The 25031-nt window shown below is 43.6% G+C and carries 21 protein-coding genes; 2 read left to right on the forward strand and 19 right to left on the reverse strand.

What is annotated here, in order from left to right; translation table 11 throughout:
• The first annotated feature begins 6 nt into the window (after window positions 1-6).
• A complete protein-coding gene (gene adh, locus GRQ40_RS17680) occupies window positions 7-1524 on the forward strand; it encodes an aldehyde dehydrogenase (RefSeq protein ID WP_080862204.1) in 1518 nt (505 codons plus the stop codon).
• 132 nt (window positions 1525-1656) lie between these two features.
• Here adh and GRQ40_RS17685 read toward each other — a convergent pair whose 3' ends face one another.
• From GRQ40_RS17685 to GRQ40_RS17740, 12 genes are all read right to left on the reverse strand, one after another.
• Complete coding sequence (locus GRQ40_RS17685) at window positions 1657-3108, reverse strand: sigma-54-dependent transcriptional regulator (protein WP_159720630.1); 1452 nt, start codon at window positions 3106-3108, stop codon at window positions 1657-1659.
• Window positions 3109-3126: 18 nt separating this feature from the next.
• Window positions 3127-4773 carry a GAF domain-containing sensor histidine kinase gene (locus tag GRQ40_RS17690; protein WP_159720632.1) on the reverse strand — a complete coding sequence of 549 codons (1647 nt, stop codon included), beginning with the start codon at window positions 4771-4773 and terminating at the stop codon, window positions 3127-3129.
• A 2-nt stretch (window positions 4774-4775) separates the two neighbouring features.
• Window positions 4776-5924, reverse strand: a complete 1149-nt coding sequence (locus GRQ40_RS17695; RefSeq protein WP_044741531.1) for an iron-containing alcohol dehydrogenase — start codon at window positions 5922-5924, stop codon at window positions 4776-4778.
• A gap of 628 nt (window positions 5925-6552) precedes the next feature.
• Window positions 6553-6996, reverse strand: a complete 444-nt coding sequence (locus tag GRQ40_RS17700; protein ID WP_231734678.1) for a hypothetical protein — start codon at window positions 6994-6996, stop codon at window positions 6553-6555.
• 67 nt (window positions 6997-7063) lie between these two features.
• Window positions 7064-7690 (reverse strand): thymidine kinase, encoded by a 627-nt coding sequence (locus GRQ40_RS17705; RefSeq protein WP_066150649.1) that lies wholly within the window; start codon window positions 7688-7690, stop codon window positions 7064-7066.
• A gap of 133 nt (window positions 7691-7823) precedes the next feature.
• Window positions 7824-8024 (reverse strand): 50S ribosomal protein L31, encoded by a 201-nt coding sequence (gene rpmE / locus GRQ40_RS17710; protein ID WP_044741529.1) that lies wholly within the window; start codon window positions 8022-8024, stop codon window positions 7824-7826.
• 130 nt (window positions 8025-8154) lie between these two features.
• On the reverse strand, window positions 8155-9426 hold the full coding sequence (rho, locus tag GRQ40_RS17715; protein WP_044741528.1) for a transcription termination factor Rho: 1272 nt from the start codon (window positions 9424-9426) through the stop codon (window positions 8155-8157).
• A 643-nt stretch (window positions 9427-10069) separates the two neighbouring features.
• Window positions 10070-11035, reverse strand: a complete 966-nt coding sequence (gene glpX / locus GRQ40_RS17720) for a class II fructose-bisphosphatase (protein ID WP_066150651.1) — start codon at window positions 11033-11035, stop codon at window positions 10070-10072.
• Window positions 11036-11063: 28 nt separating this feature from the next.
• Window positions 11064-12350, reverse strand: a complete 1287-nt coding sequence (locus GRQ40_RS17725; RefSeq protein WP_044741526.1) for a UDP-N-acetylglucosamine 1-carboxyvinyltransferase — start codon at window positions 12348-12350, stop codon at window positions 11064-11066.
• Between the two features lie 89 nt (window positions 12351-12439).
• Entirely contained in the window at window positions 12440-13087 is a 648-nt protein-coding gene (gene fsa, locus GRQ40_RS17730; protein WP_080862201.1) for a fructose-6-phosphate aldolase, read from the reverse strand.
• Window positions 13088-13173: 86 nt separating this feature from the next.
• Entirely contained in the window at window positions 13174-14034 is an 861-nt protein-coding gene (locus GRQ40_RS17735) for a class II fructose-bisphosphate aldolase (RefSeq protein WP_044741524.1), read from the reverse strand.
• Between the two features lie 191 nt (window positions 14035-14225).
• Window positions 14226-14585: a response regulator gene (locus tag GRQ40_RS17740; protein ID WP_044741523.1), complete on the reverse strand. Its 360-nt coding sequence runs from the start codon at window positions 14583-14585 to the stop codon at window positions 14226-14228.
• A gap of 187 nt (window positions 14586-14772) precedes the next feature.
• Here GRQ40_RS17740 and GRQ40_RS17745 point away from each other — a divergent pair, with 187 nt between their 5' ends.
• Entirely contained in the window at window positions 14773-15306 is a 534-nt protein-coding gene (locus GRQ40_RS17745; protein ID WP_201295965.1) for a DUF2529 domain-containing protein, read from the forward strand.
• Between the two features lie 43 nt (window positions 15307-15349).
• Here the strand turns inward: GRQ40_RS17745 and GRQ40_RS17750 are convergent, their stop codons facing one another.
• The 7 genes from GRQ40_RS17750 to GRQ40_RS17780 form a co-directional block, all read right to left on the reverse strand.
• Window positions 15350-16945, reverse strand: coding sequence for a CTP synthase (locus tag GRQ40_RS17750; protein WP_044741522.1), 1596 nt, complete (start codon window positions 16943-16945; stop codon window positions 15350-15352).
• Window positions 16946-17115: 170 nt separating this feature from the next.
• Complete coding sequence (rpoE, locus tag GRQ40_RS17755; protein ID WP_044741521.1) at window positions 17116-17673, reverse strand: DNA-directed RNA polymerase subunit delta; 558 nt, start codon at window positions 17671-17673, stop codon at window positions 17116-17118.
• 188 nt (window positions 17674-17861) lie between these two features.
• Window positions 17862-21119 (reverse strand): fused isobutyryl-CoA mutase/GTPase IcmF, encoded by a 3258-nt coding sequence (gene icmF, locus GRQ40_RS17760; protein WP_159720634.1) that lies wholly within the window; start codon window positions 21117-21119, stop codon window positions 17862-17864.
• Between the two features lie 21 nt (window positions 21120-21140).
• The gene (locus GRQ40_RS17765; RefSeq protein WP_044741591.1) at window positions 21141-21770 is read right to left on the reverse strand and encodes a TetR/AcrR family transcriptional regulator; all 630 of its coding nucleotides are present in this window, start codon (window positions 21768-21770) and stop codon (window positions 21141-21143) included.
• Window positions 21771-21791: 21 nt separating this feature from the next.
• Window positions 21792-22934 (reverse strand): acyl-CoA dehydrogenase, encoded by a 1143-nt coding sequence (locus GRQ40_RS17770; protein ID WP_044741519.1) that lies wholly within the window; start codon window positions 22932-22934, stop codon window positions 21792-21794.
• Between the two features lie 16 nt (window positions 22935-22950).
• The gene (locus GRQ40_RS17775) at window positions 22951-24084 is read right to left on the reverse strand and encodes an acyl-CoA dehydrogenase (RefSeq protein WP_159720636.1); all 1134 of its coding nucleotides are present in this window, start codon (window positions 24082-24084) and stop codon (window positions 22951-22953) included.
• A gap of 43 nt (window positions 24085-24127) precedes the next feature.
• Window positions 24128-24979, reverse strand: coding sequence for a 3-hydroxybutyryl-CoA dehydrogenase (locus GRQ40_RS17780; RefSeq protein ID WP_159720638.1), 852 nt, complete (start codon window positions 24977-24979; stop codon window positions 24128-24130).
• Between the last annotated feature and the right edge of the window lie 52 nt (window positions 24980-25031).

The raw sequence follows: 25031 nt of genomic DNA on the forward strand, positions 1-25031 counted from the left end.
CATCTTATGATTTATAACCGGCCCGGAGAAAATGGCGCCAAAGTTCAATTTAAAAAAAGATATGACAATTACATTAACGGGGAATGGACACCGCCTATTTCAGGACAATATTTTGAAAACATCACTCCTGTTACAGGGGAGGTTTTTTGCGAAGTAGCCCGTTCCCAAGCGGAGGATATTGAACTGGCGCTCGACGCAGCCCACGCGGCGAAGGAAGCGTGGGGCAAAACGTCTCCTGCATTCCGCGCCACGATTTTAAACAAAATTGCAGACCGCATGGAAGAAAATTTAGAAATGCTGGCGGTCGCTGAAACATGGGAAAACGGAAAACCTATTCGAGAAACGCTAAATGCAGATCTTCCTTTAGCTATCGATCATTTCCGTTATTTCGCGGGAGTGATCCGCGCTCAAGAAGGATCCATCAGCCAAATTGACGATGATACCGTTGCTTATCATTTTCATGAGCCACTCGGGGTCGTTGGCCAAATCATTCCGTGGAATTTCCCGCTTCTCATGGCAGCTTGGAAAATCGCCCCGGCGCTGGCGGCCGGAAACTGCATTGTCTTAAAGCCTGCAGAGCAAACACCGGCATCCATTATGGTTTTAATGGAGCTAATCGGGGATCTCTTGCCTCCAGGAGTGCTCAATATCGTCAATGGTTTTGGCCTTGAAGCCGGAAAACCTTTAGCATCCAGTCCGCGCATTGCGAAAATTGCTTTTACAGGCGAAACGACAACAGGACGTTTAATTATGCAGTATGCCTCACAAAACATTATCCCGGTCACCCTTGAGTTAGGCGGAAAATCGCCGAATATCTTTCTTCCGGACGTAATGAGCGAAGAGGATGATTTCTTAGATAAAGCGCTTGAGGGCTTTACGATGTTTGCCCTGAATCAAGGAGAGGTCTGCACATGCCCGTCGCGGGCCTTGATCCACGAGTCCATTTATGCTGTATTTATGGAAAGGGCGCTCGAACGTGTCAAAAATATTAAAGCCGGAAATCCATTGGATACAAGCACCATGATCGGAGCGCAAGCATCGTCCGAACAGATGGAAAAAATCCTTTCCTATATTGATATCGGCAAGCAAGAGGGAGCGGAATGCCTGATCGGCGGAGACCGAAACCACATCGCGGGCCTTGAAAACGGCTATTATATTCAGCCGACCGTATTCAAAGGACATAATAAAATGCGGATCTTCCAAGAGGAAATTTTCGGTCCTGTCGTATCTGTCACAACGTTTAAAAGTGAAGAGGAAGCGCTAGCCATTGCCAATGATACATTATACGGATTGGGCGCCGGTGTGTGGACAAGAAATATTCATACCGCTTACCGGCTAGGCCGGGGAATTCAAGCAGGAAGAGTGTGGACCAATTGTTATCACGCCTATCCGGCTCATGCGGCATTCGGCGGCTATAAAATGTCAGGAATCGGCCGCGAAACTCATAAAATGATGTTAGCTCACTACCAGCAAACCAAAAACCTTCTCGTCAGCTATCATCCAAAAGCGCAAGGGTTTTTCTAAACGATTCACAGCTAAGGGGCACGTGGCTCGTCCATGAGGGCGAGCCGCCGCCTCTCCATTTTCTGGCCAATGATACACCATTAGAGGCTGAAGCTTTTTTACAAAAGGAAAAAGGAGCGGATGCAAAAGCAGCTATACTTTTGAATCTGCTCCCTTTTCTTTTAATAAATACCGCAATTTACGAACGGTGATATTTAATCGCTCTGCTGTCTCCTTTCGGTTTCCGATCGTTTCTTTTAATGTTTTTATGACAAAGGAACGGCCAATTTGCGTCTCTAATTCTTTCACCAATGACAATACATATTCAAGATCTACTTGTGGATGATTATTCTTCCACAATGACAATACATGGTTCGTCCATTGCTGCAAATAGGTTTCTAAATCGATTTCTTCTTGCTCCTTTTCATGCACCCGTACAGATGGAGGATGGGTTTCTCCTTTGATTTTTTCCGGAAGATACTGTGGCGTAATCACCTGTGTTTCTCCTTCCGCTAATGTGATCGCCCGCTTGACCACATTCATCAGCTCTCTTATATTTCCCGGCCAATGATAACGCTTCAAATAGAAAAGGCTTTCTTCGGAAAAAGATAATGATGAGTTCATCTTTTTTAAAAAATAAGTAAGCAAAAGCGGCAAATCTTCTATTCTCTCTCGAAGCGGCGGAATCGCGATTTTGACTACGTCAAGCCGATACAAAAGATCTTCTCTAAACTTTTTTTCTTCTACTGCTTTAGACAAATCGACATGTGAAGCCGCAATGATTCTCGTATTGGTTTTGCGGATGACCTCACCGCCTACCCTCATATACTCGCCAGTCTCTAACACTCGCAGCAATTTGACTTGAATGGCCAGCGAGGCTTCGCCAATTTCATCGAGAAATAATGTTCCGCGATGAGCAATCTCAAAGATGCCTTTCTTTTCTTTGATCGCTCCTGTAAAAGCCCCTTTCTCATGACCAAACAGTTCGCTTTCCAACAATGTTTCGGAAACGGCTCCGCAGTTTATTCCAATAAAAGGCTGGTCGTAGCGAAGGCTCGCGTGGTGAATAAACTGGGCAAGCACTTCTTTTCCTGTTCCTGTTTCCCCTTCAATGAGCACATTGACATTTTTTTTCGCAATTTTATAAGCCAATTTTAACAGATCCTTCATTTCCTTGTTCGTCCCGACAACAAACCCAAGCGTTTCCGCGAGCTTGTACATGTCGTCTTGTGATGAAGCGATACCGTTATTTAACAGTCCTTCAATTAATTCTTCCAGCTGCTCAATATCATCAAACGGTTTTTCTACATAGTCGCTCGCTCCATATTTTATCGCATCCACCGCGGTTTTGACCGTGCTGTATCCCGTCATTACCACAGCTTTACACGTCGGCTGTGTGCGCTTCAGCTGTTTTAACAAGTCTAAACCGTTTGTGTCCGGAAGTTTGACATCAATAAATGCGAGATCAAACGAGTATTGCTGAATGAGTTTAGAGAAATCTTTGCCGCTGAATCCGAGCTTTACGCGATACCCTCTTCCTTCTAGCAAATGCAGAAAAAAGGTGCCTACCTCTCGTTCATCATCAATCACTAAAATATAGCTCATCGGTTCTCTGCCTCCATTCTATCGCTTTGCCGGAAGCTTTAAAATAAACTCACTTCCTTTTCCTCGTTCGCTTATGGCTTCAATTGTCCCTCCGTGAGCTTGTGCAATTCCTAAGCTAACAGATAGACCAAGCCCTGTTCCTTTTCCTGGCCGTTTAGTCGTAAAAAACGGGTTAAAAATCTCCTGCAGATGCTGTTTGTCGATCCCAATACCATTATCTTTGACAGAAAGGGTTACCCATTTACTCCCATGTTCAACGATCGTTTTTGTTTCAATTGCGATTACTTTTTCAGCGCCCTCCCTCTCTTCCAGTGCATCTTTGGCGTTGATTAAAAGATTTAATACAATTTGGCCAATTTGCTGAAGATTCCCTTCCACCCATTCAACGGAATGATCCAGATTGACCTGAATGACGATATTTTGCTTTTGAATTTGATCCCTGATCAGCCCCAGCACCTGTTCAACCGCATCATTAATGGAACAGTCCGCAAACCGATATTCATCCTGTCTGGCAAATGTCAGCAGGTTTTGAATAATGGCTTTGCAGCGCTTTCCACATGAATAAATATCGGATAAAAGTGTGGAAGAACGCTCTTCTTTCGGGAAAGATCTCAACAATAGCTGAGCATTGCCAAGAATCGCTGTCAGCGGATTGTTCAGCTCATGAGCAATACCCGCCGCCATTTCGCCAATGGCGGCCAATTTCCCTGATTGCACCAATTGCGCCTCAATCTGAAGTTTTTCTGTAATATCATTGATATAAATAATCACAGCGTAAATGCTTTGGTTTTCGTTAAATACTGGATACGAATGAAAGTCACATATGCGTTGCTGAATATGAAAGCGACGATAAACGGGTTTTTGTGTTGCTACATTTTCCATGATAGGGTTTTCATTTTGCTCAATCGCTAACAGCTCACATATATTTCTAGTATGCGGGGACCCGCCAATTTGAAAAAATTCTTTCGCTGCATCATTATATCGCAAAATACGGCCTTCTAAATCAACGACTAAAATCATTTCCGAAACAGCCCGAAATGTTTCCTCCCATTCTTTTTTACTGACAAGCACCTCGCGATAAAGCCTTGCATTTTCGATGCAAACCGCCAACTGATCGCCAAATTGCTGGAAAAACGAGAGATCGGCTTCATCATATCGGACGATTTCAGAGCTTCCGATGCTTAATACGCCGATTACCTGTCCTTTGCTAATCAACGGAACAAGCAATACGCTTTTCATGCCAAGCTCTCGGTAGACAGCGTTTTCTACATAACTCTCCTCTTTCTCCTGCACTTGATAAAAAAGTTTCTGCAGCGATTGAATCACTTTCCAATAAATCGAGCGTTCCTTCGGCAACGTAAAACCAATGGGGAAGTATAGCGAATGCAAAGGATAGACATTCGTCAATGTGAGCTTATCATTTTCATATAAAGATAGGCTAATTCGTTTGATAGGAAAAATTTCTCTCAGCTTATCAAAGGTATTTTTCAGCATATCATCCATTGACATATCAATATTAAAGCTTTTCGTAATGTCATTGATAATTTCCAGCTGCATATTTTTCTTTTTTAATTCCGCTACCATTTTCTTTAATTCGGTATAATAGCTTTTCTTGGAGGATTGCACCCCTGTTAACAAATTAATCATTTGCTGCCGCTCATTCATCGCTACCATGCCCTTCTAAATATTTCTTCAATATCTTCTGCCGTTACATCTCTCGGGTTGGTAATCATGCAAGCATCATGTAAAGCCATGAGGCTCATTTTTTTCATTTCTTCTTCTTCTACCCCAATAGATGACAAACGTTGGGGAGCCCCAATATCGGCCGTTAATTGTTTGACATACTCAATGGCTCTTCTCCCTGCTTCCATATGAGACATTCCGCGTATATCCATGCCAAGAAAAAGAGCAATATCAGCAAATTTCTTAGGATTGGCTAAAAGATTGTACTCCATTACATGAGGAAGCAAAATAGAATTGACATCGCCATGCAAAAGGTTGTATTTTCCTCCTACTGCATGCGACATCGCATGGACAGCTCCTAAAATGGCGTTGGAAAAGGCAAGCCCGGATTGTAAGCTTGCCATTGCCATATTCGTCTTAGCCTCCCGATTCATTTTGGAAGCTACAGAAGGCCGCAAATATTCCGCCACTAGAGAAATCGCATTCTTCGCTTGAACGTCGGTCAGAGGTGTAGCCGCCAAGCTGACATAGGCTTCAATGCCGTGTGTTAACACATCCATCCCCGTCGCTCCGGTTAACTCCGCACTTTTTGTGACGAGCGTTTCTGGGTCAATAATCGCGATATCTGGAATAAGAGATCTAGAAATAATGGTCATCTTTTTCTGCTTTTTTGTATCGACAATAACGGAAAATTGCGATACTTCTGAACCTGATCCAGCGGTAGTCGCAACCATGACCTGCGGGGGAAGCGGATGGTGGATTTTATCCACTCCCTCATAGCTTTGAATCTGGCCGCCATTGGTGGCGAGAATGGCAATCGCTTTCGCTACATCAATCGAACTGCCGCCGCCAACGCCAATAATGGAGTCACACTCATGCTCCATATAAACGCGGCATCCCTTTTCTACTTCTTCATCTTTCGGATTAATCGTGATATCAGAAAAAGTAGTGTACTTTAAGCCCGCTTGCTTACAGCTTTGAATGACCACATCTAGCCACCCTGCTGCGATCACACCTGGATCACTGACAATCAAGACATTTGTCGCACCAAGCCGTAAGCAGCTTTCTCCCACCTGCTGAATGGATCCGTTTCCAAAAATGATTTCTGGCATCATGAATTTGTGAATGTTCATACTTTCTCCATCCTAATTATAACCTTTTACTAATTTTATAATTATTCTCAATTTTTTGTCCACAAAAAAACCGGGATACAGTATAACGGCTTTTTATTTCAGGTGGCCAATAAGCTGTTCCCCGGCAGGACTCTTCTGTTTTTTTATATAGAACGGAGTTCATCTTTCAACCTTTCCATTTTAGCGGCGTCATCCAGCGCAGCTGATGTTAACCCTATCAACCCCATTCATTGGATGCGCCGATAGATTCCTCTCAGATGAGCAAATAAAAATCTTATGAGATGATTCCATTCGTGGTTACGCTTTAGCATGAGCGAGATCATGGACGGACTTGTCGCCAACCGTCTAAGAAATGACATTCTGCTTTTGAATGGGCGATAGGTTCTATCCTCTCATTGGATTGATATCATTTGACAGTCGATTCCATGCTGAAATCGTTCATTACTTATGTATCATAAATAAACTTTTAGAGATTGAAGGGATATGTCTGTAAACACATACGGTCAGAAGACAAGTATATGTGCTTACCTTCCGACCGTTAAACTTCATCACTGCACATGTTCATCTGTCCAATTGCATCTCTCAATATTATGCAGCACCAAAAACCCTATTGCAGAGCAGGCACATATCAGTCATGGATTCGTACATGAACACGATAGGTCGGGATTGCCTTTGTCAATAATTGCTGCAAACGCGCTTGATCTTTTTGTCTCTGCTCATTCGACAGACGGTTTCGTGCATGAACGGTGATCCACATGTCAGCACCATTCATCCACACCGATCCAGCCTCATAATTTGTATATTTTTCCACTACTTGAACCGCTTTTCGCACATCCGCACGATTATTTTCGCTGCCATCGGTCAAGCTTATAAAATTCGGGTTTTGATTGGTGTTTTCTGGATCATCAAAATGATTATACATTCGATCATAATTGGGCTTGGCCCGATCCCCTGTCATTAGTTTTCTTCCGTTTTGATCTTCCTTTTGCGCATGATATTGTGAATCGGTTGGATTCAGTGCACATGCGGAAAGGAGCACACCGAAAAGTAACGGCAGTACCTTTTTCATCATTCGTCGCCTCCCTGCCGTTATCTTTTCCTGTTATGACAGAAATATTGATAGCAGAATGTACCATGCACTACCGAATGATACGTTCGGTTTCGCTTCCATTACGGTCTCGCTTCTCTGGCTTATCAGGAACTTCATGATGATGGCGGCAACGCGGCTCATATGATTCACTGGCTCCCACTAAAATCACCGGATCATAATAAGAAGCAGGTTTGCCATTAATGAGTCGCTGTGTACGGCTTGCTGGGGAACCGCATACCGTACATACTGCTTGAAGCTTTGTGACCGATTCGGCAATCGCCATTAATGTCGGCACAGGACCAAATGGTTCACCGCGAAAATCCTGATCCAATCCAGCTGCAATGACGCGATAACCGCGATCTGCTAACGTTTGCACAATTTCGACAATTTGCTCATCAAAAAATTGCACTTCATCAATGGCAACGACATCCGTTTTTTCTGATATGTATTCTAATATTTCCTCAGCAGTCGCGACGGAAATAGCAATCACTGAAGCGCCATTATGAGATACAACCGCTTCTTCGCTATAGCGGTTATCAATCGCAGGTTTAAATACCTTCACTTCCTGCTTTGCAAATGTAGCACGACGAACGCGGCGGATCAGCTCCTCTGATTTTCCAGAGAACATGCTGCCGCAAATCACCTCGAGCCAGCCTGATTGTTTCATTACATCCATCGGGGCTTCCCCTTTCTTTCCAAACTTCATGAAAAAACAGGCAAGTGAATCAACTTCGCTTGCCTGTTCTGTACGTTTACTCATCGAAGTAATGATAAAGCGGCACGCTAATCGCTCAGCGAGCCGTTTTCTATTATTTAAGGCCGTATTTTTTGTTGAATTTATCAACACGTCCTGCAGCAGAAGCGAATTTTTGACGTCCTGTGTAGAATGGATGGCACTCAGAGCAAATCTCTACGCGCACTTCCTCTTTCACAGAGCCGCTCTCAAACTCGTTTCCACAAGCACATTTTACGATCACTTTTTTGTACTCAGGATGAATGCCTGCTTTCATTTCTTTTCATCTCCTTCCGCCCTGAATCATTTCGAAACAGAGTTTCTCTATCCGTTGTGAGTCATTTCTCATTGTTTGACAAAACACACATGATAAAATTATAGCAAGGGTGTTATGGTTTTGCAACTGGTTATTTTTTAATCCCTATATTTTTCCATTCATCGTCTAATATCGAGAAAAATTCTTCATTTGTTTTCGTTTGGCGAAGCTTATTTAAAAAGCGCTCGATAAAATCTGGTGTATCCGACATCGTTTTGCGAATCGACCAAAGCTTGTCTAAATGCTCTTTTGGAATCAGCAATTCTTCTTTACGAGTACCAGAACGGCGAATATCAATAGCTGGGAAAATCCGACGTTCCGCCAGCGAGCGATCTAAGTGCAGCTCCATATTGCCCGTTCCTTTAAATTCCTCATAAATCACATCATCCATGCGCGAGCCGGTATCGACAAGCGCTGTCGCTAAAATCGTCAAGCTGCCGCCTTCTTCAATGTTGCGCGCAGCTCCAAAAAATCGTTTCGGACGGTGGAAAGCGGCTGGATCAATCCCTCCGGAAAGTGTCCGTCCACTTGGCGGAATGACTAAATTATAGGCTCTTGCCAAACGAGTAATACTGTCCATTAAAATGACAACATCGCGCTTATGCTCAACGAGACGCATCGCGCGTTCAAGCACTAACTCAGCAACCTTGATATGGTTTTCCGGCACTTCATCAAACGTCGAGCTGACAACATCGCCCGCTACCGAGCGTTCAATATCGGTCACTTCCTCAGGACGTTCATCAATTAGAAGGACAATCAGCTCGACATCCGGATGGTTTGTCGTAATACTGTTAGCGATTTCTTTTAAAAGCATTGTTTTCCCTGCTTTTGGGGGAGCGACAATTAACCCGCGCTGGCCAAAGCCGACCGGGGCGATTAAATCCATAATTCGCGTCGACAGCTTATCCGGCGTTGTTTCTAATTTCATTTGGCGACTTGGATAAAGCGGCGTCAAGGCAGGAAAGTGAACGCGTTCTTTCGCTACTTCAGGGTCTTCGCCATTTACAGCCTCCACGTGAAGAAGCCCATAATATCGTTCATTTTCTTTAGGAGGACGAACTTTTCCTGAAACTTTATCGCCATTTCTTAAATCAAAGCGGCGAATTTGCGAAGCGGAAATGTAAATATCCTCTGAGCTTGGAGAGTAATTGATCGGCCTTAAAAACCCGAACCCTTCTGATTGAATGATTTCGAGAACGCCTTCCATAAACAATAATCCGTCTTGTTCAGCCTGTGCTTTTAAAATAGCGAAAATAAGCTCTTTTTTTGTTAGTTTACTGTAATAAGAAATTTTATATTGCCGAGCTAGTTCATATAGCTCTTTAAGTTTCATATTTTCTAATACCGAGATTGTTAAGTCCATTTCGCCACCACACTTTTACTATTTTTCATTCTCTCCCATATACACCAAATGAATTTATGAAATAAGCTATGGATGGGATGAAAGAAGATTACGAAGGTTTATATGTTAAAGAAGCAAAAAATCGCAGAGCTTATTTTTATGCACACACGGCATGACTATTTTACCCTTTTTACAGTTTTTTAATCAACCATTTTTTATTTTTATCATGATCAATACAGGTTAGAGTGTTTCCTCCGAAGTAAAGCTAAGGGACGTGCGGAGCCGGATGTTGATCATTTGCGGATGAGATCGATTACATATCATCCATTCGCCGATTGATTGGAATACTACATAGGCAAGCGCCCATAAAATGATGATGATAGATCATCCATTTGGACCTTGCAACAAAAATGAGCGGGTTGAGGTGCTATATGAGTAGATGTAACTGAACATTTGCGGCGATATGAAGCTTGTTATTGTCCTTTTCTCATCTGATGCACTCCAGTTTCTAGATAAATTAAAACACCATAGGCTGTCAATGAAACGTTCCCATTCTACAAAAATGGGATGAATTCCTTGGCTTTTCATCTTTCCAGCCATTTGACTAGTGACAGCGTGATAGAAAGGAGCGAGGGAAGCTGCATCTGCCCCTCGCTCACATGGCTTATGGTTTAATGACTAAATTAGGTTTTTTCTTTAAGCTGTGCCGCCCGTCAATGAAACGAACCGTGCCTGATTTCGCCCTCATGACAAGGGAATGCGTTTCTCCATAAGAGCCTTTAAATTGAACTCCTCGCAAAAGCTCACCGTCAGTGACACCCGTTGCAGCAAAAATAGCGTCATCCCCTTTTACTAAATCTTCCATACGCAGCACTTTGTCGACATTTAATCCCATTTTTTGGCACCGTTCCAATTCTGCGTCATTTTGCGGCAGAAGCTTCCCTTGAATTTCACCACCTAAGCATTTTAACGCCACAGCGGCTAATACACCTTCTGGCGCTCCTCCTGATCCAAACAAAATATCAACCCCGGTATGATCGAACGCCGTATTAATCGCTGCGGCCACATCGCCATCATTAATGAGTTTAATGCGGGCGCCGGCCTCTCGCAGTTCCGCTATAATATGCTCATGCCGCGGGCGATTTAACACGATGGCCACCACGTCTTCAATATCTTTATTTTTCGCTTTCGCAACCGCTTTCAAATTGTCTATAATTGGCGCATTGATATCAATCATCCCTACTGCTTCTGGGCCAACGGCAATCTTATCCATATACATATCAGGAGCGTGAAGTAAATTTCCATGGTCGGCTACTGCTACTACCGCCAATGCATTCCAGCCCCCAGATGCCAAGATATTGGTTCCTTCTAGAGGGTCAACTGCCACATCAACACGCGGCCCATAACCGTTTCCTAGCTTTTCACCAATATATAGCATCGGCGCCTCATCCATTTCTCCTTCACCGATAACGACTGTTCCCTTCATTGGAATCGTGTCAAAGACGTCACGCATCGCCGATGTCGCCGCACCGTCCGCTTCATCCTTTTTTCCGCGACCCATCCAGCGCGCTGCGGCTAATGCCGCTGCTTCCGTTACACGAACAAGCTCCATTGATAAACTTCTTTCCATTGTGACTTCTCCCTCTCCCCTTCGTTGCCTATAGATTTTGAATTTGCTCAATTTCCTGATCGGTCATTTTCTCCCGCCAAATGGTTGCGCCTAATCCTGTCAATTTTTCGACAAGATGGCTATACCCACGGTCGATATGATCGACCCCAGTAATTTCCGTCATTCCATCCGCCATTAAACCAGCGATTACAAGAGCTGCACCCGCCCGTAAATCGCTCGCTTTCACTTTCGCTCCCTGCAGCAGCGTTGGACCGGTTACGATGGCCGAGCGTCCTTCTACCTTAATGTTGGCGTTCATTCTCCGCAACTCATCAATATGTTTAAAACGCGCACTGTAAATGGTATCGGTAACAACGCTTGTCCCATGTGCCTTGGTTAATAAAGCTGTGAATGGCTGCTGCAAATCTGTTGGAAAGCCTGGATATACGAGCGTTTTCACATCGACCGCTTTCATTTGTGGAGATCCAACAACCACCATTTGATCATCGCTTGCTTCGACACGCACACCCATTTCACGCAGTTTTGCTGTTAATGACTCCAAATGCTGCGGAATCACATTGTCGATCATCACTTCTTGTCCCATGGCAGCTGCGGCAATCATAAATGTTCCTGCCTCAATTCGATCAGGAATAATGGAATGACGGCACCCTGTCAATCGCTCCACCCCATCAATGCGGATAATATCCGTTCCCGCTCCTTTAATTTTAGCCCCCATGTTGGACAGTAGTGTGGCTACGTCAATGATTTCTGGCTCTTTTGCAGCATTTTCAATGATGGTGCGTCCTTTCGCGCGTACAGCAGCCAGCATAATGTTAATGGTTGCCCCAACACTTACTACATCTAAATAGATACGGGCACCGCGCAATTCATCCGCACGCAAGTAAATGGCTCCTTGCTCGTTTGTGACTTTAACTCCTAACGCTTCAAACCCTTTAATGTGCTGGTCGATCGGGCGCGGTCCTAAATGACAACCGCCCGGTAGACCGATGACAGCTTTTTTAAAGCGGCCGATCATCGCTCCCATTAAATAGTAAGAAGCGCGCAGCATTTTCACTTTTCCGTTTGGAAGAGGCATTGACACGATGTTCGTCGGATCAATTGTCGCTTCTTTGCCATCAAAATGGAACGTGCCGCCAATTTCCTCGATTAACTCTCCTAATACGCGAACATCCGAAATATCAGGCAGCCCTTCGATTGTTACCGGCGATTCAGCGAGAATCGTTGCTGGAATCAACGCCACAGCACTGTTTTTCGCCCCGCTGACTCGCACCGTTCCGCGCAAAGGGTCGCCGCCTATGATCTTTAATTTTTCCATTGTAGTCTCCCTTCCAGCGAAGATGCCTTGCTTTTGCGCGAATTGCAACGGAAACGCTTATTTACAGTTTAGACCAAAACTCATGATTTTTATCGCTGTTTTTGCTGATTCCAATCTGCTAAAAATTTTTCAATTCCTTGATCAGTAAGTGGATGCTGGAATAGCTGCATTAATACCTTATAAGGAATCGTCGCAATATGAGCTCCTCTTAATGCTGCCTCCGTTACATGAAGTGGGTGACGAATGGATGCTGCGATGATTTCTGTCTCAATGCCGTGAATATCAAAAATGTTGGCAATCGTTGAAATAAGCTCCAATCCGTTATGACCGATATCGTCTAAACGCCCAAGGAATGGTGAAACATATGTTGCACCAGCACGTGCAGCTAACAGAGCCTGATTGGCAGTAAAGATGAGGGTAACGTTGGTTTGAATTCCTTTTTCACTAAATGCCTTAACGGCTTTAAGACCTTCTGGCGTCATCGGTACTTTAATCGTAATATTTGGAGCGATTTTCGCTAGCTCTTCTCCTTCGCGAATCATTCCTTCTGCATCCGTTGAAATAACTTCGGCGCTTACAGAACCTGATACAATCGATGTAATCTGGCGAAGGCGATCGTGGAAGGACACGTTTTCTTTGGCTACAAGGCTCGGGTTGGTCGTCACTCCCGCTAAAACCCCCAGCTCATTAGCCTGTTTAATTTCTTCCAAATTTGCCGTATCAATAAAGAATTTCATCGCTCTCTCCTCCTAAACATATTCCTTAATGAAATGAAACAAAACCGCTCGTTTCGGGTTCAAACCGAAACGATGCGGCTATCTGATTACAAAGCTTTGCCAGAGGAACCAAACTCGCGCATTTTCCCAATGACGGTTTCTTTAATAGCGTCACGGCCAGGACCGATAATTTTGCGTGGATCGTATACTTTTGTATCTTGCGCCAAGATTTCACGCACAACTTTTGTAAAGGCCATTTGGTTTTCAGTATTTACATTGATTTTTGAGGTTCCAAGTGAAATCGCGCGTTGGATTTGTTCCGTCGGAATACCTGTACCACCGTGCAATACAAGTGGAACGCGCGTTAAATCACGGATAATTTCCATTTCTTTGAATCCTAATTTTGGCTCTCCTTTGTAAGGACCATGCACAGAACCAAGCGCTGGAGCCAAGCAATCGATATTTGTACGCTTAACAAGCTCCTCGCATTCCTTTGGATCTGCATAAATAATGCCGTCTGCCACCACATCGTCCTCTTGTCCGCCGACTGTGCCGAGCTCCGCTTCGACAGACACGCCGCGCGTATGGGCATACTCGACCACTTGTGAAGTGATCTGGACATTTTCTTCAAACGGATGATGAGAAGCATCGATCATTACGGATGTAAAACCAGCATCAATCGCTGCTTTACATTTTTCGAAGCTGGAACCATGGTCAAGATGAATGGCCACAGGAACGGTAATATTCATATCCTCCATTAATCCTTTCACCATGTTGACAACCGTTTTAAAGCCGCCCATATATCGAGCTGCTCCTTCTGATACACCGAGGATTACTGGAGATTTTTCTTCTTCGGCAGCGGCTAAAATGGCTTGGGTCCATTCTAAGTTGTTAATATTAAATTGCCCTACCGCATATTTTTCTGCTAACGCTTTGTTTAGCATTTCCTTCATCGATACTAAAGGCATGATAAAAAACCCTCCTTGTCATTAAACTCCGCCTTTCGTCAAAAGGGAGGCTATGCCGCAGCATCGCCGCAACAACTTGCATTATGTATGAAAGGCGCGCTTCGGCCTTACTTTATAAGCATACCAACTTAGAGACGAAACAGCAACATTATGCGCACCTAGGAATTCCACAAAAATTTATTGAAAGCGCATTACGAAATATATTTTTTCACAGCTTCCCGCAATTCATCAATATCGAATGGTTTAGCAAAATGCATGATGGCGCCTAAATCTTTTGTTTCCTGAATCATATCAAGCTCGCCATATGCTGTCATAATAATGACTTTAATGTTCTCATTCATTGCCTTAATCCGTTTTAATATTTCAATTCCATCCATTCCTGGAATTTTCATATCTAATAATACTAAGTCAGGTTGGTGCTTTTGGACGATCTCTAATGCTTGTATACCGTTAGCTGCTTGAAAGGTTGTATATCCTTCTCTTTGAAAAACTTCATTTAGTAAAATACGAATGCCATATTGATCGTCAACGATTAAAAGTTTGTTTCCCATCTGTTATGCACCTCTATTCTTTGTTTTGCTAATTTGTATAATTCCGCATTTCTTTGTTGATTTCCTGCCTCTTTTCCATCATTGTCCGCAAACGAATACAGTAGCGATCATCAGCAGCCAAATGAAACGGTTGTGTTCTTTCCCCAATTCAGTATACTGTAATGATGTAAAGGACGGTGAAAAAAGCATGATGAAAGTTTTTTCCACCCAATTAACGGGTTACTTCAAAAAACTCGCAGAGCAAGAAGAAATGGCGATCGAAGATGGTGCGCGCCTGCTTGCTCAAGCATTGATCGGGGACGGGCGCATTTTGATTCATGGCTTTGATGAGATGGAATCCGTTGCTCTTACGGCCATAAAGGGAGCAGAGATGTTGCCCAAAGCCGAGCCACTCATGAAGCACGGAACGATTCGTGCAGATATGAATGAAACCGATCGTGTTTTACTCATTACGCGCTTCTCCAACGATGAGCGTGCCATTGCATTAACTGAGCAGTTGATTCAGCAAAACATTCCAGTCGTCGCCATTTCAGCTGCCGTCCCTCAAGAGCCTTCGCTTGCCGATGTAGCCGATGTGCATATTGACAGCAAGCTGGTAAAGCCTCTTATTCCAAAGGATGACGGTACGCGCTTTGGATTTCCAGCTGTCATGATGGCGCTATTTGCCTACTATTGCTTGTTCTTTACGATTCATGAAATTTTTGAGGAATACAACGAATAAGACGATCTCGCCATTGATGCGAGATCGTCTTTTTCTACTGTTTTTATTTCTGCAATGATGCTTTTACAAATTCACGGAACAGCGGCTGCGGTCTTGTTGGACGAGAAGTAAATTCCGGATGGAATTGAGCCGCCACAAACCATGGATGATCCTTTAATTCAATAATCTCCACTAAACGTCCATCTGGGCTTGTGCCGGAAAAAACAAATCCTTTTTGTTCCATGATTTGTCTATATTGGTTATTAAATTCGTAACGATGGCGATGACGCTCATAAATGACCTCATCCTGATAAGCTTCATAGGCAAGAGTTCCTTCAACAAGCTTGCATGGATATAATCCCAAGCGCAGCGTTCCTCCTAAATCCTCAATATCTTTTTGCTCTGGAAGCAAATCAATGACAGGATGAGGAGTATTTGGATCAATCTCTGATGAGTGCGCATTTTCTAATCCAACTACGTGGCGGGCAAATTCAACTGACGCCAACTGCATGCCGAGACAAATTCCGAGAAACGGAATCTGCTGCTCCCGAGCGTAGCGAATCGCTTCGATTTTTCCTTCAATGCCGCGATCACCAAATCCACCCGGAACGAGGATCCCGCTAGCATCTTTTAACAGTTCATGAACATTATCCCGATCTACATGTTCTGAATTAATCCATTGGATTTCTACTTCTGCATCGAAAGCATAACCCGCGTGGCGAAGTGCTTCAACAACTGAAATGTAAGCATCCTGCAATTCTACATATTTCCCGACAAGCGCTATTTTCGTTTTATCAGAAAGATGGCGCACTTTTTCGACAAGCGCCCTCCATTCGGTCATATCTGCTTCTTGGCAGTTCAGCTTGAGATGTTCGCAAACAATTTGATCTAATTTTTGCTCCTGCAGCATTAACGGCACAGCATATAAAGTATCGGCATCGCGCGCTTCAATTACAGCTTTCGGGTCGATATCGCAAAATAGCGCAATTTTATCTTTCATTTCTTGCGACATCGGCATTTCGGTACGAACCACAATGACATTTGGCTGAATCCCTAAGCTGCGTAATTCTTTTACACTATGCTGAGTTGGCTTTGTTTTCATTTCTCCAGCTGCTTTAATATACGGAACAAGCGTACAATGAATATACATGACATGGTCGCGGCCAACATCGCTTTTGATTTGACGAATGGCTTCTAAAAACGGCAGCGATTCAATGTCTCCAACCGTTCCGCCAATTTCCGTAATCACTACATCGGCATTTGTTTCACGGCCAGCACGAAACACTCGCTCTTTAATCTCATTCGTAATATGAGGGATGACTTGTACAGTTCCCCCTAAATAATCACCACGGCGTTCCTTTTTCAATACCGCAGAATAAATTTTCCCAGTTGTGACGTTGCTGTATTTATTTAAATTAATGTCAATGAAGCGCTCATAATGTCCTAAATCTAAATCCGTTTCTGCACCGTCATCCGTTACAAATACCTCTCCATGCTGATACGGACTCATCGTCCCTGGATCGACATTAATGTATGGATCAAACTTTTGAATCGTTACATTCAATCCGCGATTTTTCAATAAACGGCCTAGCGAGGCAGCCGTGATTCCTTTTCCTAATGACGAGACAACGCCACCCGTTACAAAAATATACTTTGTCATCTTGTTTTTCCCCCTTGCCAAAAATATATGTAACACTTTAAAGTGTGCTCAAAGCGCCAAAATAAAAAACGCCCCTCTTACCTTTGTAAGGGAGCGTTATCATATTTAATAATTTTTAAAGAGCCCAAATAAAATTCTACATAGTCCGCCATGTAAAGTCAAGAGGAAGGTCATTCTTCCTCCTCTTCTGCTTCCTCCATCTCTAGCAGTTCATCGTCCATTTCTTCATCTTCGAGTTCAAACTCATCTTCATCAAGCAGTTCTTCATCGAACTCATCCGCTTCATCGAGATCGAATTCGTCCTCATCGAGGAGGTCGTCGTCTAAATCGACATCTTCTTCGTCTTCATAATCATCGAGATCATCATAATCTAGTTCTTCATCGTCAAGAACTTCATCATAATCATCATATTCATCCAATACTTTTTTCTTCTTCTTCGGCTTGATCGTTGTAACATTTTCGTCTTCTGTTTGATCGTATGGATACCAAGAGCGCAATCCCCAGCGATTTTCTCCAATGCAAATAAAACGGCCGTCGATATTCAAATCTGTATAAAATTGCGCAAGGCGCCCCTTCACATCTTCTTCTTGCAAATTTGCTAAAGCAGCAATTTCACGAACAAGCTCTTGAAATAATAGCGCTTCTTTTCTCTCTGCCATCACAAGATAAGCGAGTTCAACGAGTGACATTTCTTGTAATTCCTCTGGAGAGTATTGCTGCAAACTCAAATCCGGCACTCCCTTTCTATGTAATAAACTTCCCTACCGATAAAAATGAATGAATGCACTTGGAATACATACCATTCATTATAAACAAATTCTCTTTGTTTATGCTAGCTCTGAATCAATAGTTTCTAAAATTTTTTCAGCGAAAAATGGGCTGATCCAATACAATGGATCAGCCTGCGATGGTTTGATTACATATTGCGGCGGTATTGTCCGCCCACTTCATATAATGCTTTTGTAATTTGACCAAGACTTGCGACTTTAACCGTCTCCATCAACTCTTCAAAAATATTACCTCCGCTTACTGCTGCGTGCTTCAAGCGATTTAACGCTTCTTCGGCCTTATCTCGATTGCGTTCTTGGAATGCTTGCAAGTTCTTAATTTGCAATTCTTTTTCTTCGTATGATGCTCGAGCTAATTCGATGCTGTTGAGCTCTTCTTCTGATGGCGGATTCGGATTTAAATAGGTGTTCACGCCAATAATCGGAAGTTCGCCGCTATGCTTTTTCATTTCATAGTACATGGATTCATCTTGAATTTTGCCACGTTGGTATTGCATTTCCATCGCGCCTAATACACCGCCGCGGTCATTGAGGCGCTCAAATTCTTTTAATACCGCTTCTTCAACCAAATCGGTTAATTCTTCAATAATAAATGATCCTTGCAATGGATTTTCGTTTTTCGTTAAACCGTGCTCTTTTGTAATAATGAGCTGAATCGCCATCGCACGACGGACCGACTCTTCGGTTGGTGTTGTGATCGCTTCATCATACGCGTTTGTATGAAGCGAGTTACAGTTATCATGAAGCGCCATTAGCGCTTGAAGCGTTGTTCGAATGTCATTAAAATCAATTTCCTGTGCATGCAGAGAGCGCCCGGATGTTTGCACGTGATATTTTAACTTCTGGCTGCGCTCATTTGCGCCGTATTTTTCACGCATAACAACGGACCAAATACGGCGAGCCACACGCCCGATTACCGTATATTCAGGATCTAATCCGTTGCTAAAGAAGAAGGAAAGGTTTGGTGCAAAATCGTCAATATGCATGCCCCGGCTTAAATAATATTCAACATACGTGAAGCCGTTCGCCAACGTAAACGCGAGCTGTGTAATCGGATTCGCTCCTGCTTCGGCGATATGATAGCCGGAGATCGAAACGGAATAGTAGTTGCGCACTTTGTTTTTAATAAAGTATTCTTGAATATCTCCCATCATTTTTAACGCAAATTCTGTCGAGAAGATGCATGTGTTTTGTCCTTGATCCTCTTTTAAAATATCCGCTTGCACCGTGCCGCGCACGGTTTGCAGCGTCCAAGCCTTCACTTCTTCATATTCTGCCTCTGTTAATGGACGGCCTAATTCTTCTTCTCGTTTTTCCACTTGCTGTTCAATTGCCGTATTCATAAACATCGCCAAAATAATGGGCGCTGGACCATTGATGGTCATGGAAACAGAGGTTGATGGATGGCATAAATCAAAGCCTTTATACAACTTCTTCATATCATCAAGCGTACAAACGCTTACACCACTTTCGCCTACTTTCCCAAAAATATCAGGACGATATTGCGGATCTTCTCCATACAAGGTGACCGAATCAAAAGCCGTACTTAAGCGCTTCGCCGGATCATCTTTACAGAGATAGTGAAAACGGCGGTTCGTCCGTTCTGGCGTGCCTTCGCCAGCAAATTGCCGCTTCGGATCTTCCCCTTGGCGCTTGAACGGGAATACGCCAGCTGTATATGGAAAGAAACCCGGTACATTCTCCTTATATACCCATCGTAAAATTTCCCCATAATCTTTAAATTTCGGCAGTGCTACTTTTGGAATATCTAAGCCGGCCAAGCTTTTCGTCGTTAAGTCTGTCACAATTTCCTTATCGCGAATTTTTGTCACAAATTGCTTGGCTGCATATTTCGCTTTAAGCTCTTCCCATGAGGCAAGAATTTGCTTAGATTCCGCTGTTAATTGATTTTCATAATGTTGCTTTAACGCTTCGAGCGAGGCGAGCACTTCCTCGTTTCGTTCACGCTCTTTGACGGCTTCAATGGCCCCTTCTAATTGGAACAACCGCCGAGCCACATCGGCTTGCTGCTCAGATTTTTTGTGATAAGAGCGAACGGTATCAGCGATTTCACGCAAATAATAGCGGCGATCATTCGGAATAATCACATTTTGTTTTTGAACATCTGCCACCGATTCAAGCGTTGTTGTCCAGTTCGTTCCCGCTTTTTTATTGATCAGATCAATTAAAGCGACAAACAATGTATTCGTGCCCGGATCATTAAATTGGCTTGCAATCGTTCCATATACCGGCATTTCTGATAAATCTTTATCAAACAATTGATGGCTGCGCTGATATTGCTTTTGCACCTGGCGCTTTGCATCTTCAGAACCTTTGCGCTCAAATTTGTTGATCACGATTAAATCTGCATAATCGATCATGTCAATTTTTTCAAGCTGTGTCGGCGCACCGAATTCGCTCGTCATGACATACATGGAAATATCACATACTTCGGTAATCGCAGCATCCCCTTGACCGATTCCGCTCGTTTCAACAATGATTAAATCAAAACCGGCCGCTTTTGCGACTTCAATGGCATCTTGAATCGCCAATGAAAGCTCAGAACGAGAGCTACGAGTGGCTAGGCTGCGCATATAGACTCGCGGAGAATGAATGGAATTCATACGAATGCGGTCTCCTAATAGCGCACCACCTGTTTTTTGCTTCGTTGGGTCAACTGATAAAATAGCCACCTTTTTATCCGGAATTTCATTTAAAAAGCGGCGTATTAATTCATCGGTTAACGAGCTTTTTCCTGCTCCCCCCGTTCCTGTAATCCCTACAACCGGAACAGGTTTTGTCAGCTCTTTTATTTTATCAAGAACCGTCTCCGCAGCAGCGGCGACTTCTGTTGCCGTATCCATCCGATTTTCACATAAGGTAATCAGGCGGGCAACCGCTTGAACGTCGCCATTTGGCAAGCGTTCAAGTTCATCCGTGATCGTTCGAACCGTTGGAAAATCACACTCTTCCAACATGACATTGATCATTCCCTGTAAGCCGAGAACACGACCGTCTTCTGGCGAAAAAATGCGGGCAATTCCATAGTCATGTAACTCTTTTATTTCCCTAGGAATAATGACGCCGCCCCCTCCGCCATAAATGCGGATGTGGGAAGCGCCTCTTTCCTGCAACAGATCATACATATATTTAAAAAATTCGACGTGTCCTCCTTGATAAGAAGAAACAGCAATGCCTTGAACATCTTCTTGAATGGCCGCATTGACAATCTCTTCTGCCGAGCGGTTATGCCCTAGATGAATGACTTCGGCGCCGCTTGTTTGTAAAATGCGGCGCATAATATTAATTGAAGCGTCATGGCCATCAAATAAGCTAGAGGCTGTCACAAAACGAACATGATGTTTCGGACGGTAAATGTGAGCCATCCTCTCTCCCCCTTATTGTCATTATGACCGTTTTTCCAAAATACCCCTTAATAACAAATCCGTCTGCAATTCAATATATTCTTCCAATGTATACATTTTGTGCAGCGCCCAACGGCGAAACGCCCACATTTGCCCTAGCACAAAAATGTTATGGGCAAACAGCTGAATTTCTTGTTCTGTTAATTCAAACACGCCATTTTGCACACAAGCCTGCAAAATATTTTCAAACATTCCGACCATTTGTAGTTCTTTATTAAGAACATATGGGAGCGAATCTTTCGTTAATGATTTTGCTTCTTGGTACATGACAAGGACTTCGTCCTGCAATTCATTGACCACCCTAAAGTAATGAGCGATCGCCAATTTAAAGCTTTCAATTGTTCCATGATGAGTATCAATGTCCTTTTCCATCCGTTCGCGTACTTCATCGTAAATGCGGTCACACACTAAATACAGCACATCTTCTTTTTGACGGATATATTCATATAAAGTTCCGATGCTAAACCCTGATGCTTTCGCAATTTCTCTTGTTGTGGTACGATGAAATCCTTTTTGCTTAAAAAGGGAAATGGCCCCTTTAATCATTTCATTGCGCCTTTTTTTCACAAGGCGTTCATCCTTTACAGATGCTGGGACTTCTCGTTTTTTCATATTCATCGTGGATCGCTCCGCTTATTCTTTTGTGAGCATTCTTGAAATGACAATTCGTTGAATTTCTTGTGTTCCTTCATAAATTTGCGTAATTTTCGCGTCACGCATAAAACGTTCGACTGGATAATCTTTTGTATATCCATATCCACCAAAAACTTGAACCGCATCTACCGTTACTTTCATCGCTGTGTCTCCAGCAAACAGTTTGGCCATCGCTGAAGCTTTGCCATATGGAAGACCATTGGATTCTAGCCATGCTGCTTGGTAGGTTAACAAGCGAGACGCCTCAACGGCTGTCGCCATATCCGCCAACTTAAATCCGACTCCCTGCTGCTCGATGATCGGTTTGCCAAATTGAACGCGTTCTTTTGCATATTCCACCGCCGCATCCAATGCTCCTTGCGCGATGCCTACTGCTTGTGCAGCGATGCCGTTGCGCCCGCCATCTAATGTCATCATGGCAATTTTAAAGCCTTCCCCTTCTTGACCGAGAAGATTTTCCTTCGGAATGCGGCAATCTTCAAAAATAAGCTCGGTTGTTGGCGAAGAACGGATACCAAGTTTTTTCTCTTTTTTGCCAATCGAAAATCCTGGTGTTCCTTTTTCTACAATAAACGCGCTAATGCCTTTATGCTTTTTCTCTGGGTCTGTCACCGCGAATACAACATAAATTTCCGCTTCTCCGCCGTTCGTAATCCATACTTTCGAGCCGTTTAGCACGTAGTGATCCCCGTCAAGCACCGCCCGCGTTTTCATGGAAGAAACATCCGATCCTGCCCCTGGCTCCGAAAGGCCGTAAGCTCCAAGTTTTTCGCCAGTTGCAAGAGCGCGTAAATACTTTTGTTTTTGCTCCTCAGTACCAAATTTATAAATAGGCCAGCTTGCCAAAGAAATGTGGGCCGACAATGTTACGCCTGTCGAAGCGCAAACTCTTGATAGCTCTTCCACAGCAATCACATAAGCTAAATAATCACTGCCAATGCCGCCGTATTCTTCCGGCCATGGAATGCCGGTTAAGCCAAGCTCGGCCATTTTATCGAAAATACTGCGGTCAAAGCGCTCCTCTTCATCGCGCTCTGCCGCTGTTGGCGCGACTTCATTTTTGGCAAAATCCCGCACCATTTTTCGTATCATTTCATGCTCTTCTGTTAATTGGAAATTCATGTCCTCTCCCCCGTTTTTATAATTGTTTACTAATCACTAACCGTTGAATTTCACTTGTTCCTTCGTAAATTTCACAAATTTTTGCATCACGGAATAAGCGCTCTACCGGATAATCTTCGGTGTATCCGTTCCCCCCGAAAATTTGTACCGCTTCAATGGCATTTTCCATAGCCGCTCGCGATGCAAACAGCTTAGCCATTGATGCTTCTTTGCCGCACGGAATTCCATTTGCGCGCAAAAAGGCAGCACGATAAACGAGCAGCTTGGCAGCCTCCGTCGCTGTCGCCATATCAGCAAGTTTAAACCCCACTCCTTGCTGTTCAGCGATCGGTTTGCCGAATTGGATTCTTTCCTTTGCATAAGCCGTTGCATGCTCAAGCGCTGCTTCCGCAATACCGAGCGATTGGGCAGCAATGCCGATGCGCCCAACATCAAGGTTGGCCATGGCGATTTTAAAGCCTTGTCCTTCTTCGCCCAATAAATTTTCCGCTGGCACTTTCGCATCTTCAAAAGAGATTTGTACGGTTCGTGAACCGTGAAGCCCCATTTTCTTTTCATCTTTTCCGATGATAAATCCTGGCGTATCCTTTTCCACAATAAAAGCAGAAATGCCTCGGCTTCCTGTTTCGTCTGGATTTGTGCGGGCAAATACAATATACGTATCTGCTTCCCCGCCGTTTGTGATAAACACTTTTGAACCGTTTAAGATATAATAATCTCCTTGGCGAACGGCCTTTGTCTTTAAGCTTTTCGCATCTGAACCTGCGCTCGGCTCTGTTAAGCAAAAGGCTCCTAAATATTCACCGCTTGCAAGCTTCGGCACATATTTTCTTTTTTGCTCCTCCGTTCCAAAGTAAAGAATAGGATTCGTGCCGACAGATGTATGCACAGATAAAATCACGCCGACCGTTGCGCTGACTTTTGAAATTTCATGAATCGCAATAATATACGAAACAAAATCCATTCCTGCCCCGCCGTACTCTTCTGGAATCGTAATTCCCATTAAACCGAGCTCCGCCATCTTGCTGAGGATGGGGCGCGGGAATTCTCCTTTCTCCATTTGCTCTACAAACGGGGTAATTTCACTTTCTGCGAACTCTCTGACCATCTTGCGCATCATTTCTTGTTCTTCTGTAAAATGTAAATTCATGTTTGTCACCCTCTTTGTTGGATACTGTCAAACCATCTGTTGGTTATTCATATGTGTAGAAGCCTTTTCCTGTTTTGCGTCCAAGCCATCCAGCCTTTACGTACTTGCGCAACAGCGGGCACGGACGATATTTATCATCGCCAAATCCTTCGTGAAGCGTTTCCATAATATAAAGGCATGTATCTAAGCCGATAAAATCTGCTAGGGTTAATGGTCCCATCGGATGATTCATACCGAGCTTCATTACCTCATCAATCGCCTCTTTTGTCGCTACGCCTTCATATAGCGCATAAATCGCTTCATTAATCATCGGCATTAAAATGCGGTTTGAAATAAATCCTGGGAAATCGTTTACTTCGACAGGTACTTTATTGAGCTTGTGGGTCATATCTTCAATCGTTTGATAGACTTCTTCAGCGGTTGCCAGCCCCCGAATAATTTCGACAAGCTTCATAACAGGAACTGGATTCATAAAATGCATGCCAATCACTTTCTCTGGTCGTTTTGTTGCTGCGGCGATTTCTGTAATCGGAAGCGAGGATGTATTCGTTGCTAAAATGGCATGCGCAGGGGCCAATTCATCAAGCTGCGCAAACAGCTTTGTTTTCACTTCCATATTTTCCACAACGGCTTCAATGACTAAATCTACTTCGCTTGCATGTTGTAGATCTAGAGAAGGGGTAAGGCGATGCAAGATACTTGCTTTTTCGTCTTCAGTCAGCTTTCCTTTTTCGACTTGTCGCGTTAGATTTTTTGAAATCGTAGCAAGGCCGCGATCTACATATTCCTGTTTTAAATCATGCAAAAACACATCATATCCAGCCATGGCACATACTTGCGCAATACCTGATCCCATTTGACCTGCACCAATTACCATTACTTTTTTTACATCCATCTTTCTATCCTCCATCAATCAAACTTTTTGTAAAATCTTCAGCATTGAAATA

This window comes from Anoxybacillus sp. PDR2, from assembly GCF_009834045.1.
GTDB classification, from domain to species: Bacteria; Bacillota; Bacilli; order Bacillales; family Anoxybacillaceae; genus Anoxybacteroides; species Anoxybacteroides rupiense.